At 67.1% G+C, this 16,112-nt stretch carries 16 protein-coding genes and 1 tRNA gene; 6 read left to right on the forward strand and 11 right to left on the reverse strand.

The annotated features are described in order from the left end of the window. The first annotated feature begins 48 nt into the window (after window positions 1-48). Both FHU38_RS20760 and FHU38_RS20765 read left to right on the forward strand, forming a co-directional pair. Window positions 49-1,113 carry a sensor histidine kinase gene (locus FHU38_RS20760; protein WP_208416794.1) on the forward strand — a complete coding sequence of 355 codons (1,065 nt, stop codon included), beginning with the start codon at window positions 49-51 and terminating at the stop codon, window positions 1,111-1,113. 28 nt (window positions 1,114-1,141) lie between these two features. Continuing rightward, window positions 1,142-1,783 carry a response regulator transcription factor gene (locus FHU38_RS20765; protein ID WP_167173967.1) on the forward strand — a complete coding sequence of 214 codons (642 nt, stop codon included), beginning with the start codon at window positions 1,142-1,144 and terminating at the stop codon, window positions 1,781-1,783. 9 nt (window positions 1,784-1,792) lie between these two features. Here the strand turns inward: FHU38_RS20765 and FHU38_RS20770 are convergent, their stop codons facing one another. Further along, window positions 1,793-2,164 carry a cupin domain-containing protein gene (locus FHU38_RS20770; protein ID WP_167173970.1) on the reverse strand — a complete coding sequence of 124 codons (372 nt, stop codon included), beginning with the start codon at window positions 2,162-2,164 and terminating at the stop codon, window positions 1,793-1,795. A gap of 76 nt (window positions 2,165-2,240) precedes the next feature. On the opposite strand from FHU38_RS20770, the gene FHU38_RS20775 reads away from it, so the two are divergent. After that, window positions 2,241-2,699, forward strand: a complete 459-nt coding sequence (locus FHU38_RS20775; protein ID WP_167173973.1) for a MarR family winged helix-turn-helix transcriptional regulator — start codon at window positions 2,241-2,243, stop codon at window positions 2,697-2,699. An 8-nt stretch (window positions 2,700-2,707) separates the two neighbouring features. On the opposite strand, the gene FHU38_RS20780 is transcribed toward FHU38_RS20775, so the two are convergent. From FHU38_RS20780 to FHU38_RS20815, 8 genes are all read right to left on the reverse strand, one after another. After that, window positions 2,708-3,601: an amidohydrolase family protein gene (locus FHU38_RS20780; RefSeq protein WP_167173976.1), complete on the reverse strand. Its 894-nt coding sequence runs from the start codon at window positions 3,599-3,601 to the stop codon at window positions 2,708-2,710. After that, window positions 3,598-4,080 carry an SsrA-binding protein SmpB gene (smpB, locus tag FHU38_RS20785; RefSeq protein ID WP_167173980.1) on the reverse strand — a complete coding sequence of 161 codons (483 nt, stop codon included), beginning with the start codon at window positions 4,078-4,080 and terminating at the stop codon, window positions 3,598-3,600. The genes FHU38_RS20780 and smpB overlap by 4 nt, the downstream gene beginning before the upstream one ends. A gap of 15 nt (window positions 4,081-4,095) precedes the next feature. Further along, window positions 4,096-4,995 carry a permease-like cell division protein FtsX gene (ftsX, locus tag FHU38_RS20790; protein WP_167173983.1) on the reverse strand — a complete coding sequence of 300 codons (900 nt, stop codon included), beginning with the start codon at window positions 4,993-4,995 and terminating at the stop codon, window positions 4,096-4,098. Window positions 4,996-5,067: 72 nt separating this feature from the next. Further along, window positions 5,068-5,757, reverse strand: a complete 690-nt coding sequence (ftsE, locus tag FHU38_RS20795) for a cell division ATP-binding protein FtsE (RefSeq protein ID WP_167173986.1) — start codon at window positions 5,755-5,757, stop codon at window positions 5,068-5,070. Window positions 5,758-5,809: 52 nt separating this feature from the next. Continuing rightward, a complete protein-coding gene (gene prfB / locus FHU38_RS20800; protein WP_167173989.1) occupies window positions 5,810-6,916 on the reverse strand; it encodes a peptide chain release factor 2 in 1,107 nt (368 codons plus the stop codon). Between the two features lie 58 nt (window positions 6,917-6,974). Beyond that, window positions 6,975-7,475, reverse strand: a complete 501-nt coding sequence (locus tag FHU38_RS20805) for a PadR family transcriptional regulator (protein WP_313886844.1) — start codon at window positions 7,473-7,475, stop codon at window positions 6,975-6,977. Between the two features lie 144 nt (window positions 7,476-7,619). After that, window positions 7,620-7,696: transfer RNA gene (locus FHU38_RS20810), tRNA-Met, on the reverse strand. Window positions 7,697-7,863: 167 nt separating this feature from the next. After that, window positions 7,864-10,794 (reverse strand): UPF0182 family protein, encoded by a 2,931-nt coding sequence (locus FHU38_RS20815; RefSeq protein WP_167173992.1) that lies wholly within the window; start codon window positions 10,792-10,794, stop codon window positions 7,864-7,866. A gap of 153 nt (window positions 10,795-10,947) precedes the next feature. Between FHU38_RS20815 and FHU38_RS20820 the strand changes: the two genes are divergently transcribed. Beyond that, window positions 10,948-11,535, forward strand: a complete 588-nt coding sequence (locus tag FHU38_RS20820; protein WP_167173996.1) for a PPA1309 family protein — start codon at window positions 10,948-10,950, stop codon at window positions 11,533-11,535. Between the two features lie 49 nt (window positions 11,536-11,584). On the opposite strand, the gene FHU38_RS20825 is transcribed toward FHU38_RS20820, so the two are convergent. After that, the gene (locus tag FHU38_RS20825) at window positions 11,585-12,721 is read right to left on the reverse strand and encodes a YlbL family protein (RefSeq protein WP_167173999.1); all 1,137 of its coding nucleotides are present in this window, start codon (window positions 12,719-12,721) and stop codon (window positions 11,585-11,587) included. A 143-nt stretch (window positions 12,722-12,864) separates the two neighbouring features. On the opposite strand from FHU38_RS20825, the gene FHU38_RS20830 reads away from it, so the two are divergent. Continuing rightward, window positions 12,865-14,256: a zinc-dependent metalloprotease gene (locus FHU38_RS20830; RefSeq protein ID WP_167174002.1), complete on the forward strand. Its 1,392-nt coding sequence runs from the start codon at window positions 12,865-12,867 to the stop codon at window positions 14,254-14,256. Between the two features lie 7 nt (window positions 14,257-14,263). Here FHU38_RS20830 and FHU38_RS20835 read toward each other — a convergent pair whose 3' ends face one another. Beyond that, entirely contained in the window at window positions 14,264-14,836 is a 573-nt protein-coding gene (locus FHU38_RS20835; protein WP_167176365.1) for a M48 metallopeptidase family protein, read from the reverse strand. 165 nt (window positions 14,837-15,001) lie between these two features. On the opposite strand from FHU38_RS20835, the gene FHU38_RS20840 reads away from it, so the two are divergent. Next, window positions 15,002-16,078, forward strand: a complete 1,077-nt coding sequence (locus FHU38_RS20840) for a hypothetical protein (protein ID WP_167174007.1) — start codon at window positions 15,002-15,004, stop codon at window positions 16,076-16,078. Window positions 16,079-16,112: the final 34 nt, after the last annotated feature.

Raw genomic sequence — 16,112 nt, forward strand, 5'->3', positions numbered from 1 at the left:
TCGGTCGCGGCGACGACCCGGCCTGCCGCCTTCCGTGCGATCGCTTTCATGGTGGCGAGCCTGCCGCTACGGCTGCTGCAGTTCGTCGTGATCGTGACGCTTTCTCTGGTGGGGCTCGCCACGCTCGTCGTCTGGATCGGCATTCCGACACTGATGCTCGCCACCAAGGTGGTGCGAGGCTTCGGTGACCTGGAACGACGTTGGGTGAGCGCGACGCTGGCGACTCCCGTCCCCGCCGCCGACCGGCTGCCGAAGGACGGTGGACCGCTGCGACGGTGGAGGACGCAGCTCACCGATCCCACCACCTGGCGTGACCTCGGCTACCTGCTGCTCGCCTTTCCGATCGGCGTGTTCGAGTTCGCACTAGGGGTTGTCGCGATCGTGCTGCTGCCGATCGCCATCTGGGTGGTTCCAGGTGTGGGCTGGCTGCACGGCAGGCTCGCGCTGGCTCTACTGGGACCGCCGAAGGCCCGCAGGGCGGAGGCCAGGGCCTCACGACTGCAAGCGTCCAGGGCACGCGGTGTGGACGCCGCTGAGGCCGAGCGTCGGCGTATCGAGCGCGACCTGCACGACGGCGCGCAGCAACGCCTGGTGGCAGTGGCGATGAGCCTGGGCAGGGCGAAGACCAAGCTGGGCGACCCGGATTCGCTACGTAGCCTGCTCGACGAGGCCCACACAGACGCGAAACACGCGGTGGCCGAGCTGCGGGACCTGGCAAGGGGCATCTACCCCGCGGTGCTGGCCGACCGGGGGCTGGACGCGGCGCTGTCCGCGCAGGCCGCGAAGTCGCCCGTGCCGGTCGAGGTGACCGTCGACGTCGAGCCGCGCCCGCCCGCGGCGGTGGAGACGACGGCCTACTTCATCGTCGGCGAGACGCTCACCAACATCGCCAAACACTCGGGCGCGACACAGGCGAGCGTGCGCGTGTGGCGATCGAGCGACACCGTGGTGGTCGAGGTGACCGACAACGGCAACGGTGGTGCACGGCTGCGGCAGGGGGGTGGGCTGCGCGGACTCGCCGACCGTGCTGCCACGATTGACGGCGTCATTTCCGTCGTCAGCCCGCCGGGCGGCCCCACGGTGATTCGAGCGGACCTGCCGTGTACCTGGTGAGCTGCGTCGCAGGCACTGGGGAGCGAGCATGCGCGTGGTCATCGCCGAGGACGCCGTCCTGTTGCGGGCAGGCGTACAACGCCTGCTGGCCGATGAGGGCATCGAAACGGTCGCGGCCGTGGACAACGGTGACGACCTGCTGAAGGCCGTCGAGGAGCAGCTACCGCAACTCGCGATCGTCGACGTACGGATGCCGCCGACGTTCACCGACGAGGGTCTGCGGGCCGCGCTGCGGGCTCGCAAGGTTGTGCGCGACCTGCCCGTGCTGGTGCTCTCGCAGTACGTGGAGGAAACCTACGCGGTTGAGTTGCTCGCCGACGGCGCCGGAGGCGTGGGCTACCTGCTTAAGGAGCGGGTCGCCGACGTCGCGGAGTTCCTCGACGCCGTGCGGCGCGTGGCCGAGGGCGGCACCGCGATCGATCCGGAGGTGATCGCCCAACTCGTGGCCCGTGGCAGGCGCGACCCGCTGACCTCGCTCACCGCACGCGAGTCGGAAGTGCTCGACCTGATGGCACAGGGACTGTCCAACTCCGCCATCGCGAGTCGTCTCGTCGTGTCGCACGGAGCGGTCGAGAAGCACATCGGCAACATCTTCACCAAGTTGGGCCTCGAGGTGAGCGCCGAGGAGCACCGCAGAGTACGCGCGGTGCTCACCTACCTCGGCCGCTGACCTGCCCGGCTATTGAGCCCACGGTGGGTCGATCGTCCTACCGTTCACGGTCCCGCGCATGCCCTTAGAGGTGCACACGGTCAGCCGCGCGGCCACCGCGGCCGGGTTACGCAGGCGAAACGGAACGCCCGGTGTGGCGATGGCCGCATCCCCCGCCGTCAGCTCATGCACCTGCTCACCCACCTCCACCAGCACCTTCCCTTCCTGCAACACGAACACTTCCTCTCTGTCGACCGTGTGCCATTCGGTGGCGGCCCCCGGTGCTGCCTCCAGCGACCAGACGGCGAGTTCGGTCGATCCCCTACTTGGCACGGCGAGCGAGCGTGCCTGGAAACCGCCGATGTCGAACGTCGGCGCGTCCATGAGCGTGGCGAGTGTCATCAAGCCTCCGATGGTCAATCAGCTTTACCAACGATAAAGTAAAGCAAGCTGACCATATAGTCAAGGAGGTTGACCATTGCAGGAGGGTGCCATCCCGGCCCTGCTCGCCATGGCCTTCCGTGCGGTGATGGACCGGGTGCACGAACAGCTCGCAGGCGAAGGTTTCACCGATGTGCGCCCCGCGCACGGATTCGTGTTCCAGTACCTGTCGACGCACCCCGCTGCCACCGCCGTCGAACTCGGCGAGCACCTCGGGATCACCAAACAGGCCGCCGTCCAACTCGTCGACGAACTGGACAGGCGAGGCTACGTCGAGCGCCGCCCGCATCCCCATGACCGCCGAAGCAGGGTCGTCGCACTCACCCCGCGTGGCTGGCACTGCATCCGCCGTGTCGTGGAGGCTTGGACGGGCATCGAACAGGAATGGGCACGATTGATCGGCACCGAGCGGCTGCGCGAGCTGCACGACGACCTCGTCACCCTGACCGACCACACCGGCGACGGTCGCCGGGTCCCGCTACGCCCGGTCTGGTAGCTCACCGCTCATATGCCGAGCAGCTTCGCGGGGGTGTCGTGCAACACCGCACGCAGGAACGGCTCGCCGAGCCGTTCCTCCATCGACGCCCATCCCGCGATCGCACGCAACTGTGCCGCATATGGGTACGGGATGTTCGGGAAGTCGCTACCGAGCACGATCCGGTCGGCCACCGGCACCAGCCGCCTCGGCCAGTCCGGCGGCAGCGGCGAAAGCCGCTCGGTGAACGGCACACCCACCATCGTGGTGTCGAGATAGACCCTGGGATAGGCCCGCGCCAGCTCCAGCGCGTCCTCGTACTGCGGCATCGCCGCGTGCGCGAGCACGGCGACCAGCTCCGGATGGCGGTGCAGCACCTCGGCGAACACCTCAACCCCGGTGTGCTCACCGGGCAGCGGACCGTGCCCACAGTGGATCACCACGGGCACCCCGGCATCGGCCATGGCGCCCCACACGTCGTCGAGCAGCCGATCCCGCGGATCGTAGGCGCCGACCTGCACATGGGCCTTGAAGCACCGGGCGCCCGCCCGCAATGCCTCGTCCACGTAGCCTGCCGCCTGCGACTCGGGGTAGAAGGTCGCCGTGTGCACGGCGTCGGGCTCGCGCTCCGCGAACTCCAGCGCCCACTGATTCAGCCACCGCGCCATCCCCGGCTTGTGCGGATACACCAGCGGTGCGAAGCGACGCACTCCGAACGAACACAACGTCTCCAGTCGCTGCTGCTCCGTAGTGCGGTAGTGGACCGGCCACGCCATGCCGTAGTGCTCCTCGGCGCGGTCGAAGTACGCCCACACCTTGCGCAGCATCCGCTCGGGCAGGAAATGCACGTGGAGGTCGACCAGTCCGTCCAGCCCGAGTCCGTGGACCCAGGCCGCGACGTCCTCATCCGCCTGCGGGCTCACCCGCGGTACTTCCCCTTGGCGGCCCGCCCCATCGTTCGAGCGATCTCTCGCTGCGCGTCCCGCTTGGCGATGGCCTGGCGCTTGTCGTAGGCCTTGCGGCCCTTGGCCAACGCCAGCTCCACCTTGACCTTGCCGTCCTTGAAGTACAGCGAAAGCGGCACCAGGCTCAGCCCGCTCTCCTTCGTCTTGCCGATCAGCTTCTCGATCTCCCCGCGGTGCAGCAGCAGCTTCCTGGTGCGCCTCGGCGCGTGATTGGTCCACGTGCCCTGTGCGTACTCGGGAATGTGCAGCCCGCGCAGGAAGATCTCGCCGTCATCGACCGTGGCGAAGGAGTCGACCAGTGACGCCTTGCCCTCCCTCAGGCTCTTGACCTCCGTACCCATGAGCACCACGCCCGCCTCATAGGTATCGATGATCGTGTAGTCGTGCCGGGCACGACGATTCGACGCGATCACCTTCCGGCCAAGTTCCTTCGGCATGCTTCGACTGTAGCGCTAGTGGCGAACGTAGAGCCGCAGCGTTATGTAGCCAGTGAACGCCGAGATCAGTACCGATACGCCGATCAGGATCGGAGCCACCGGGAACAGGACGTCGATCAGTTCTATCTTCGGGATCGCCCCTCCCGTTGCCGCGAGGATCTTGTCCAGCACCAGGTACTTCAGCGTGACGAGGCCGGTCACCCCGATCAACGCGCCCAGTACGCCCGCGACCACCGCCTCCAGCAGGAAGGGCAACTGGGTATACCAGCGGGTGGCGCCGACCAGGCGCATGATCCCCACCTCGGTACGCCTGGTGTAGGCGGACACCTGGATCGTGTTGGCGATCAACAGCACCGCCGCCAGTGCCGCGATGAGAGCCACGATGAACGTGCCGTTCCGGCCCGCGTTGAGCAGGCTGAAGAAGCGATCGAGGAACTTGTTCTGGTCGTCGACCTTGGCCACGCCGGGCTGACCGTTGTACTCCTGCACCACCACGTCACTACGCTGCGGATCGAACAGCTTGACGTGCAACGAGGCAGGCAGCGCTTCCGGCCTCGCCAGCTCGACCAGTTCGGGCTGGCCCTCGAAGATGCGCTTGAACCGCTCGTACGCCTCGTCACGGTTCTCGTAAACGACCGACTCTACGGCCTGGTTGGTCTCCAGCGACTGTCGTAGCGACGCGCATGGGTCGGCGGAGCACTGCTTGTCGCCTGCGCTGATGTCCTCGGTGAGATAGACGGTGACCTCGACGTCGTCGAGGTAGCTCACCTTCATCTTGTCGATCGTGCGGACGAACAGCAGGCCACCGCCGAGCATGCCGAGCGAGATGGCGGTAGTGAGGATCATGGCGATGGTCATCGTCACGTTCCGGCGAAGACCGGTGATGACCTCGCTGAACACGAAGCTGGCGCGCATCGGGGGGACGCATTCCTTGGGTCGGGGATATCGGGGCGGGGGTAGCTGGGGGTGGGGCGGCGCTGCGGGGGATCAGCGACCGACGCCGTACACCCCTCGCCGGTCGTCTCGGATGACTCTGCCGAAGTCGAGTTCGACGACGCGGCGACGCATTGAGTCGACGATGGAGTGGTCGTGCGTGGCCATCAACACCGTGGTGCCCGTGCGGTTGATGCGCTCGAGCAGCAGCATGATGTCCTGGCTGGTGTCGGGGTCGAGGTTCCCGGTGGGCTCGTCGGCCAGCAACACCAGCGGCCGGTTCACGAAGGCTCGCGCGATCGCCACCCGCTGCTGCTCTCCACCGGAGAGCTCGTTGGGCATGCGATCGGACTTGCCTTCGAGGCCCACCAGTTCCAGCACCTCGGGCACCACCTTGGCGATGGTCCGCTTCGGCTTGCCGATGACCTCGAGCGCGAACGCCACGTTCTCGGCGACGGTCTTGTTCGTGAGCAGCCGGAAGTCCTGGAACACGCAGCCGATCGTCTGGCGCAAGCGGGGGATCTTGCGCCGAGGCATCTTGGCCACGTCGAAGTTCGACACCATCACCCGACCTCTGCTGGGCACCTCCTCCCGCAGAAGCAGCCGGAGGAACGTCGACTTCCCTGAGCCGGAGGGGCCGATGAGGAAGACGAACTCACCCTTGTCCACGTCGACCGACACGCCGTCCAATGCGGGGCGCGAGGAGGTCTTGTAGACCTTGGAAACGCTATCGAGCCGGATCACGGTGGGCCATCCTACCCCGTTGCGGAGTGAAGCCCTGGTTGCCTACTCTGCGTCACGCGGCGTCGGCCTGCTGCTTGCGCCACCGGATGCCTGCGTCGAGGAAGCCGTCGAGCTCGCCGTCGAGCACGGCCGAAGGGTTACCGACCTCGTAGTCGGTGCGTAGATCCTTGACCAGTTGGTAAGGGTGCAGCACGTAGGAACGCATCTGATTGCCCCAGCTCGAACCGCCGTCGCGTAGCGCGTCCATCTCGGCGCGCTCCTCTTCCTTCTTGCGCTGCAGCAGCTTGGCCTGCAGGACCTTCATGGCCGCCGCCTTGTTCTGCAGTTGCGACTTCTCGTTCTGGCAGGACACGACGATGCCCGTCGGCAAGTGTGTGATGCGCACGGCCGAGTCGGTGGTGTTGACGCTCTGGCCACCAGGGCCGGAGGAGCGGTACACGTCCACGCGAATGTCCTTCTCCGGGACGTCGACGTGGTCGACCTCCGCCACCTCGGGCAGTACCTCGACGTGCGCGAACGACGTCTGGCGCCTGCTCTGGTTGTCGAACGGGGAGATCCGCACGAGCCGGTGGGTTCCCTGCTCGACGGAGAGGGTGCCGTAGATGTAGGGGCCGCTGACCTTAAAGGTCGCGGACCGGATACCCGCTTCCTCCGCATAGGAGATGTCGTAGACCTCGGTCGGGTACCCGTGCCGTTCCGCCCAGCGCAGGTACATCCGCAACAGCATCTCGGCCCAGTCGGCCGCGTCGACACCGCCCGCCTCGGAACGGATCGTGACCACGGCGTTACGCTCGTCGTACTCGCCGGAAAGCAGAGTGCGCACCTCGAGGGCGTCCACGTCCTTGGTGAGTTGGGACAGCTCGGCCTCTGCCTCGGAACGGCTGGCCTCGTCGCCCTCCGCGACCGCGAGCTCGTACAGGACACCGAGGTCGTCGACGCGCTGCCGCATGTCGGTTACGCGGCGTAACTCCGCCTGCCGGTAGGAGAGCTGACTGGTGACCCGCTGCGCGGCCTCAGGGTCGTCCCACAGATTCGGCCGCGCGGCCTCCTCCTCCAGCTCCGCGACCTCCTTGCGCAGCGAATCCAGGTCCATGACGGCCTCGACCTGGGACAGCTTCCCGCTGAGGTCCCTCAGGGCGGCTTCGAAGTCAGCACTCACAACCCTCAAGTTTACGGTAAATCGTGCGGCCGCTGTCAGCGGCCGCACCGATCACCGGTCAACTCGACGAGAGGGCGTCCACCAGCTTCAGCGCCGCCCTTGCATGCGCCTGTCCGAACTCGGCCACCGCCTTCTCGGCGGGATCGGCTGCGGCCCTGACCGCGGCCCTGGCGTCGTTCAGCTCCGCGCTGTAGGTCTCCTTGGCGGCGTCGAAGAGATTGGCCCGTTGTTTGGGTGTCAACACCCCGGCGTTGACCACCCGCAGGATGAGCGGGCTGCGCAGGTGGTCGGGTCCGGAGTCGCTGGTCAGCCACCCCTTGAAGGCTTTCTTCCCGGCTGCCGTGATGACGTACTGCTGGCTGGACCGAGGCCCCTGCTTGCCGAGCCGCACGTAGCCTTCCTTGTGCAGCGCGGGCAGCTCCCGGTAAACCTGGCTCCTCGTGACGCTGAAGAACGTGCCGAACCGTTCCTCAGCCGCCGCGACGAGCTCGCCACCGGTAGCGGGACCGTCGTGTAGCAAACCAAGCAGTGCTGCTGCAGTTGCGTTCAAATCGGACACGCCTCTACCGTGCCACGTCTTCGCGCATCTGTCCACAGTGGTCAAGGAATCGTCCACTGTGGAACCGCCGTCTCAGAGTGCGGACAGGCCTCTGACCACGCAAAAGAGCCCGAATCCGGAGATTCGGGCTCTTTTGCTTTTACGTGGTAGCGGGGACAGGATTCGAACCTGCGACCTCTGGGTTATGAGCCCAGCGAGCTACCGAGCTGCTCCACCCCGCGCCGTGTGATTCTTAGTCTACCTCATCCCCGTGACCCCCAAACAGGGGGGTCGGTTCGAGGTTCCCGAGAGAAGATCGCTGTGATCTCTTCGCGGTGACACCCACCTTACGCCACGGTCTCGCCCTGGCGCAAAGTGGGTGCCCGACACCTCACATGATCATCATCCGTCAGCCGCCGCCGGCATTCTGGGCCTGCTCGTAGCGTTGCGCGGCCGCGTCCAACTCGGCCAGCGCCTCACCCTGCGCGTTGAAGTCACCGGACCGCTGGGCCGCCCTGAGCTTCTCCAGCGCCGTCTGAATGTCGGCCACAGCCTGGTCGAGCTCGGGGTTGGCGCCTCCACTGTCGGGCAGTTGTTGCTGCTGGGTGGGTGGCGGTGACGTCTCCTCCGGCTGCTCCGGAGTGCCGCCCTGGGCGGGCCCGGTCGCCGCGTCGCCGCTGCCCTCACCGAACACCTCGTCCAGCGCACCGTTCAAGGTCGATGCCACACCGATGCGCCCGCCGAACGACACGAGCACCCGCGCCAGCTGGGGATAGCTCTGCGCGTTGCGCTGCTGGATGTAGACCGGCTCCACGTAGAGGAACCCACCGGCGACCGGCAGTGTCAGCAGGTTGCCGTAGATGATGTCCACGCTCTGGTTACCCAGCAGGGTCCTGTCCTGCGTGAACTTCGGGTTGCTCTGGAAGGCGTTCTGCACCTGCACAGGGCCCTCGAGCTGCTGGCCGCCTCCTGTCGGCAGCCGCAGCACCGTGATCCTGCCGTAGTCCTCCGGATCGGACGACACCGTGGCCCACGCGGCCAGATACTGCCGCGCCAGTGGTGTCAGCGCGCTGGTGAGCTGGAACCTCGGGTCGTTCTGTCCCGGCGCCTGCGCAAGCAGGTAGTAGGCGGGTTGCTTCGCCGTGTCGGAGTTGGGGTCGAGTCCGCCTTCCTGCGTCGGGTCCTGCGGGACGTTCCAGAACGTCTGCGTGGAGTAGAACTCCTGGGGGTTGCGCACGTGGTACTTGGTGAGCAGCTCCCGCTGCACCTTGAAGATGTCCTCCGGATACCGGAAGTGCTCACGCAGCTCGGGAGTGACCTCCGAACTCGGCTTCACGATGCCGGGGAACACGTTCCTCCACGCCTTCAGCACGGGCTCGTTGTCGTCCATCGAGTACAACGTCACCGTGCCGTCGAACGCGTCGACCGTGGCCTTGACGGAGTTGCGGATGTAGTTGATCCGGTTGTCCTCCTGCCGGGCCACCCCGGTGAGCGAGTCCTGCGTCGCCGTACCCAGTGAAGTGCGCTGCGCGTAGGGGTAGTTGTTCAGCGTCGTGTAGCCGTCGACGATCCACTTGATCCTGCCGTCGATCACCGCGGGGTAAGGGTCGCCGTCGACCGTGAGCCACGGTGCGATCTTCTCGACGCGGTCCCTCGGATCGCGGTTGTACATGATCTTGGAGCCGTCGCTGATCGCGTCGGAGAACAGAATGTTGCGCTCCCCGTACTGGGCGGCGAACACAAGCCTGTTGAGCCAGTTGTCGATCGGCACACCGCCCCTGCCGTTGTAGAGGTAGCTGCGGTCGGTCGCCGTGTCGTACTCGCCGGGGGCCTGACCCTCCTGACCACCCACGATCGCGTAGTCGGTCGCCAACTCACCGAAGTAAACCCTCGGCTCTTCGACCTTGATCCCTGCACCCTGCGGGTTCTGCGTGTCGCTGGTACGCGCCAGCGGGTAGCCGCCGTCGCTGTTGGCGTCTTCCAGAGCCCGGTCGATCGTGTTCGCGGGCGCGGCGACGAAGCCGTTGCCGTGGGTGTAGACCAGATGCCGGTTGATCCACGTCTGCTGGTTCTCCCGCAGGCCGTTGGTGTTGATCTCCTTCGCCGCGACGATGTAGGCCTGCCGCTCGCCGTCCACCGTGTACCGATCGATGTCGAGCTTGTCGGGGAAGCCGTAGAAGTTCTCGCGACCGACGCGCTGGGTGAAGGTGGGGCTCAGCACGTTCGGGTCGAGCAACCGGATGTTCGGAATCGTGCCTTGCTCGTTCCTGACCTCCGCGGGAGAAGCCTCCGAGGCGCCGCTGTAGTCCTGGTACTGGACATCATCGAGCCCGTAGGCAAGGCGGGTGGCCTCCATGTTCCGGCTGATCGACTCGGCTTCCTTCTCGTTGGCGTTGGGACGCACGGAGAACTGCTCGAGCACGGCAGGCCAGGCCACGCCGATGATGATTCCCGAAAGGATCAGCAGCACGAGCGCGATCGCGGGCAGTTGGATGTTGCGCAGGAACGCACCGACGAAGAACGCGATGGCGCACAGGATGGAGATCGAGAGCAGGATGAGCTTCGCGGGCAGCACCGCGTTCAGGTCGGTGTACGTGGCACCGGTGAACAGCGGCTCGTTTCGCCCCGAAAGCAGCAGGTCGTAGCGGTCCAGGAAGTACTCCGCGGCCTTGAACAGCACGAAGACCCCGATCAGCACCGAAAGCTGGACCCTGGCAGGGCCCGAGATCTGACCGCCACGTCCTGCCAGCCGGATGCCGCCGAACAGGTAGTGCGCCAGCAGTGCACCTATGAACGCCACCACGATCGCGACGAACAACCAGCCCAGCAGCCAGCCGTAGAACGGCAGCTGGAAGACGTAGAAGCCGATGTCGTGTCCGAACTGCGGATCGGTGCGGTTGAAGCTCGTCCCGTTCAGGTAAAGCTGGATGATCTGCCAGTCGCCTTGCCCGGAAGCACCCGCGATCAGCCCGGCGACCACCGGAATCCCGATGCCGAACAGGCGGGTCCTTGCGACCACGAGGGAGCGGTAGCGGGCCAGCGGGTCGTCCGCTCCCGAGACCGGCACGAACACCGGCCTGGTGCGGTAGGCGATCCACAAGCTGAGGGCGAGCGTGCCGCCGACGAGGATCCCGGTCACCAAGAACAACACGACACGGGTGAGCAGCACGGTGCTGAACACCTCGCGCGCGCCCACCTCGCCGAACCACAGCCAGTCGACATAGGTGTCCAGCAGCCTGGCGCCGAGTAGTAGGAGCAGGATGATGGCGGCCGCGAGGATGAGCAGGACGCGAGCGCGCCGAGAAAGCTTCGGCAGGCTGACAGGGGGCCGGGTGGCCACTACGCACACTCCCGTGGTCGAGATTGACGTTCCGGGGCGCCGACGTAGCGAACACCCCTGACTACCTAACTTTACGGTGGGTGCTCCGAGTTCCCGAAACACCCCAAACCGGGCGCTCGCGGACCGCGGGGCCGCACCTGCCACGATAGGACCATGACGGAGAGCGAGCACCAGGCAGGTTCCGCGAGCGTAGCGGCGCTGGCCCGCGAGGTCGAGGAATTCGTCGCGTCCGGCGGGTGGGACCAGCAACCGCAGCTGTTCGCCCTGGTTTCCACCGCTGACCTGCTGCGTCAGCAGCCGGAACTGGCCGGGCAACTCGATCAGAACAGCGCGCTGACGCCGGTGGCACAGGACTCGCTACCCGAAGGTGACCTCGCCGAGGCGCTGGCACGCATCGCCTGGCCAGAAGCGGTGAGCGGCTGTGCCCTCGCACAGGAGATCATCGTGCTGCCTCCCGCTGCCGAGGCGGAGTTGCCGGAAGTCGACGAGGGTTCGGACGCAGGTGACCTGGCCCGGCTGCGCCAGGCCGCCGCCGACCACCCGAGCCGCACCGAGGCCCGGCTCGTCGCGGCCGTGCTACGCGACGGCACCGCCGCGTGCGTGATGCGCCTTCGTGGAATCCACGACCCAGGCGAGGTCAGCGATCCCGACCAGCAGCCTGGCAACGTCGACGAGATCATCGAGCATCCCGAGTTGGCCCCCAACCTCGTTGACGCACTGCGAGCCACCCTCCAGCCCTGACCCCGCGGCGCGGCTACCCGGGTGTCGCCGCATCGAAGGTGAGCGTCGTTCAGCAGGACGGGACCGGCCTGCCCGCGTCCAGGTTCTCGAGCGCCCGTACGGCTCCGTCCAGGTCCGACACCTTGATCAGTCGAAGGCCGTCGGGGGCCTGTGCTGAGGCCTCCGCACAGTTTCCCTCCGGCACGAGGAACGCGGTGGCTCCGGCCTCCTTCGCGGCGACCAGCTTGAAGGAGATCCCGCCGATGGCGCCGACCTGGCCCTTCTCGCTGATCTCCCCCGTGCCCGCGACGTGTTCTCCCCCCACGAGCTTTCCGGGAGTCATCCGATCGACGATCGCCAGGGCGAACATCAACCCTGCGGACGGCCCCCCGACGTCCTCAAGGGCGATGTCCACGTCGAACGGCACGTCCGCTCTGTCGATCGGCTGGAAACCGACGAATCCCTGGGTGCCTTCCGGATGCCTCGCCAGCCTCACGGACTCGGTGCGTGCGGGCTGCCCGTCGTGCCGGAACGTGAGTGAGATGGTCTGCCCGGGCCGCGTGCCCTTCAACGCGGCTATCACGTCGTCCTCGTTGGCGATACGGCGACCGTCGACAGCGACGACCTCGTCACCGGGAGAAAGCACGTCGTCGGCGGGGCTACCCGACACGACCTCCTTCACCACGACCTTCACCGGGTAACCCAGCCTGCGCAGAGCCGCCACCTCCGCGTTGCTCTGCGAGTCGCGGAACTGCTGGATGTTCTGCCGTCTGACCTCCTCGTCGGACTCGCCGGGCTGGAAGTACTCCTCGCGGGGAGCGATCGCGAACCTCCCGCTCACCCACAGCCCCAACGCCCCGAACAATGTCACGTCGTCGTTGAGCGACACCGTGGTCATCCGCAACTCGCCGCCGGTCGGGTAGGTGCGCTGGCCCTCGACCGACACCACCTGTTCCCCGTTGACCGCACCGAGCGTGTCGTAGGTGGGTCCCGGGCCGAGCGCGACGTAGGGAACGCGAACGAACGCGCCCAGCATCGCGAACACCACCACCAACACCGCGCTGAACGCGAGGGTCCAACCACGTCTGCTGAGCCGCAACCGCGAACGGCCGGACCCACCGTCGCCGGTTGGTTCGCCTGCCGCACCGGGCGGTGGGCTCACCTGCGTGGCTGCTGGTGCTGGTTGCTTGCCACGGGACTCACTCACACGCACAGCGTACGGCGAGTGATGTCAGGTCACGGTGCGGGATCGGCCGCGCGGACCAGCCTGCCATCGCCGACCGCGAACACAGGCACGTCACCTTGTCAATGGGGAGGCTGGGCGAATACTCATCCGCGTACGGTGGTGATATGAGCAACCTACCGTTCGGCTTCGGACTTCCCGACCCCGACAAGCGTCGTGAGAACGATCCAGGCGGCTCGGGCGACCAGCCTGGTTCGGGCGCCGACGCGTTCCAGCAACTGGGGCAGATGCTCAGTCAACTGGGGCAGATGCTCAGCCAGGCAGGCAGCTCCACCGGCCCGGTGAACTACGACCTTGCCAAACAGATCGCGCTGCAACGCCTCGGCGGCGAGTCGAAGATGGGGTTCGTCGGCGACAGGTCGGGCGAGGACGCCGTACGTGACGCGGCACACCTCGCCGAGCTGTGGCTGGACGAAGCCACGATCCTGCCTGCGGGCGCCACCACCACGGTGGCCTGGAGCTCGAGGGACTGGGTGGACAAGACGCTGCCGACCTGGCAGCGGCTATGCGACCCGGTAGCCAAGCAGGTCTCCAGCGCGTGGATGCAGGCGCTGCCGGAGGAAGCCAAGCAAGCCGCCGGGCCGCTGCTGTCGATGGTCGGCCAGATGGGTGGGATGGCGTTCGGCTCGCAGCTGGGCAACGCGCTCGCCGAGCTGGCGTCGGAGGTGCTGACATCGACCGATGTCGGCCTACCGCTCGGGCCGCCTGCCACCTCCGCGCTGCTGCCTTCCAACATCGAGAAGTTCACCGAGGGCCTCGAACGGCCCAGCAGCGAGGTCCTGGTCTTCCTTTCGGCACGTGAGGCCGCGCATCAGCGACTGTTCGCTCACGTACCGTGGCTGCGCCAACGCCTGCTGGCCACGGTGGAGGAATTCGCGCACGGCATCACCGTGGACACCTCAGCGCTCGAACAGCTCGCGGGGCAGGTGGACCCGAGCAACCCCGCAAGCATCGAGCAGATGATGTCGTCGGGGTTGCTCGAGCCGAAGACGACCCCGGAGCAACAGGCCGCGCTGGGCAGGCTTGAGACGTTGCTGGCGCTGGTTGAGGGCTGGGTCGACGTGGTGGTCGCCGAGGCCGTGGGTGAGCGCCTTCCTGGCGCCGACGCGCTGCGGGAAACGCTGCGCAGGCGACGGGCGACCGGCGGTCCCGCCGAGCAGACCTTCGCCACGCTGGTGGGTCTGGAACTGCGGCCTCGCCGCATGCGCGCGGCGTCGGCGTTGTGGAAGCTCGTCGGAGACCAGCACGGCATGGACGCCAGGGACAAGGTCTGGTCACATCCCGACCTGCTTCCCACCTCCGAGGACCTGGACGACCCGATGGACTTCGCCGAGCGGGTCGGCCGCGCCGGTGAGGCAGGCGAGCTCGATCCGATGGCCGAACTCGAACGCACCCAGCAAGCCGAGGACCAACAAGCCAAGGACCGGCAAGCCAAGGAGGCCAGGTCCGACAAATCGGAGGGCGACGAACCCGGCGAGGACACCGGCAAGGACCGGTGAAGCCTCACTAGTCCTCGTCGAGGTTCGAGATGCCAAGGCCCTCGGCCGCGGACAGCCCCTCCAGGTAGCCGATCGCCCGTTCGGTCTTCGGGTAGCGCCGCACCAGCGCCCAGAACTTGGCGTTGTGCTCCGCGACCCGCAGGTGGGCGAGTTCATGTACGAGCACGTAGTCGAGCACCCACGACGGCACATCTCGCAGCCGCTCGCTCACGCGGATGGTGCGGTCCGCCGGGGTGCACGAAGCCCAGCGTGTCCGCATCGGGGGCACCCACCGCACGCTCGCGGGCTGTGCCGTGCCGTCGAGGTAGCGCCTGGACAGCTGGGCGCATCGCATCAGCAGCGCCTCATCCGACGCCCGAGCAGGCGAAGCGCGTCTGCTCTCGGTGCGCTGCAGCTTGCGCTGCATCTCGGCGACCCAGTGTGCTTCCTCCGCCTGGCTCATTGTGGCGGGGATGAGCACCACAAGCGTGTCGCCGTCTCGGTACGCGGTGACAGTACGGCGGCGACGTGCGCTTCGCCGAACTTCGACCTTCTGTTCGGGGACGGAAGACTTCCGCTTGGTCTTGTCCCGATTCCTCAGTGAGGGAACCCGTGCTTCGGCCACGTGTCCACCGTAAAGCCACGGACCGACATCGAGGATGGCCACAACATCACATCCCCCTAGTTGTCCACAGATACCTTTCACCTGTGGATAAGCGGCCCATATGGAGGTGCACCGACAGCGATCACCAGTCACTCTGTGCGCATGAGACGACCGCTACAGAATGTGACGCTGCCGCACCGTCCGCGACTGCTCCCCGGCCTGGCCGTGTGCGAGCGGAGATCCGACGAACTCCAGATCGGCCTTGACCCCCGGCACGCTGTCGTGGCTCCCAACCTGCCCCCGATTCTCATGGACATCTTGCGCGGGCTCGACGGGCGGCGCACCACGGCCTCACTCCTCGCACTCGCAAGGGACGAACACGCCGAGCGCCTTCGCGACCTGCTCACCGGCCTTGCCGAGCGGGGGCTGGTCGAGGAGGCCGACTCCGCCGACGGCCCACAGGAGTGCGAGCAGGAACCGGAACTGTGGTCGGCCGGACTCGGCATGAGACGCCGCGACACGGCTGCACGGCGAGCACAGTCCGCGGTGCTGGTGCACGGTGGCGGCCGGCTGGCGGCGGCCGTGGCAACCTTGCTGGCCGCCGCGGGCGTCGGCCACATCGATGCCCATGCCGAAGGCACGGTCACCCGTCACGACCTCGGCTCCGGACTCCTCGACGGGGATGTCGGGTCGCCCAGGCGCCACGCACTCACCAGTGTCGTCCGAAGAGCGAGCTCGGCCACGCGTACAACTCGGCTGCGCGGCAACCGGCGACCTGACCTTGTGATCGTCACCGATGCCGTCGTGCCCGCACCCGAGTTGATCACCAGGCTCTCCGCGGACGGACTCGCACATTTCCCGGTACGCGTTCGAGACGGCATCGGCATCGTGGGCCCGCTCGTCCTGCCGGGGAGAAGCAGTTGCCTGCGCTGCGCCGACCTGCATCGGACCGCGCTCGATTCCTGCTGGCCTCGCGTGGCAGGCCAACTGGCAGGCCACTACCAGCGTGCCGAACTCAGCGGCGTCTACGGGACCGCCGCGCTCGCCGCCGGGCAGGTGCTGCGCTTCCTGTGTCCGGAAGACACTCCCCCTCCGACCTGGAACGGGACACTAGAGCTCGACTGCTACGCCGGTACCGTGCTGCGACGCGAATGGCCTCCGCATCCCCACTGCTCCTGCGGCGCCCCTCGGCCGTCGCTCACGCCTCAGCGCAACACGTTGGGTAGCTCAGCCAGGTGATTGCCGTTCCGTCGCCGCAACGTGGGCAAATGGC

The organism is Saccharomonospora amisosensis (assembly GCF_011761185.1).
GTDB classification, from domain to species: Bacteria; Actinomycetota; Actinomycetes; order Mycobacteriales; family Pseudonocardiaceae; genus Saccharomonospora_A; species Saccharomonospora_A amisosensis.

Excerpts from the sequence above, each read along its gene's own strand:
- FHU38_RS20760 (WP_208416794.1), top strand. The coding sequence starts at position 49 with ATGGTGGCGAGCCTGCCGCTACGGCTGCTGCAGTTCGTCGTGATCGTG.
- FHU38_RS20765 (WP_167173967.1), top strand. The coding sequence starts at position 1,142 with ATGCGCGTGGTCATCGCCGAGGACGCCGTCCTGTTGCGGGCAGGCGTA.
- FHU38_RS20770 (WP_167173970.1), bottom strand. The coding sequence starts at position 2,164 with ATGACACTCGCCACGCTCATGGACGCGCCGACGTTCGACATCGGCGGT.
- smpB (WP_167173980.1), bottom strand. The coding sequence starts at position 4,080 with ATGCCGAAGGAACTTGGCCGGAAGGTGATCGCGTCGAATCGTCGTGCC.
- ftsX (WP_167173983.1), bottom strand. The coding sequence starts at position 4,995 with ATGCGCGCCAGCTTCGTGTTCAGCGAGGTCATCACCGGTCTTCGCCGG.
- FHU38_RS20820 (WP_167173996.1), top strand. The coding sequence starts at position 10,948 with ATGACGGAGAGCGAGCACCAGGCAGGTTCCGCGAGCGTAGCGGCGCTG.
- FHU38_RS20830 (WP_167174002.1), top strand. The coding sequence starts at position 12,865 with ATGAGCAACCTACCGTTCGGCTTCGGACTTCCCGACCCCGACAAGCGT.
- FHU38_RS20840 (WP_167174007.1), top strand. The coding sequence starts at position 15,002 with ATGAGACGACCGCTACAGAATGTGACGCTGCCGCACCGTCCGCGACTG.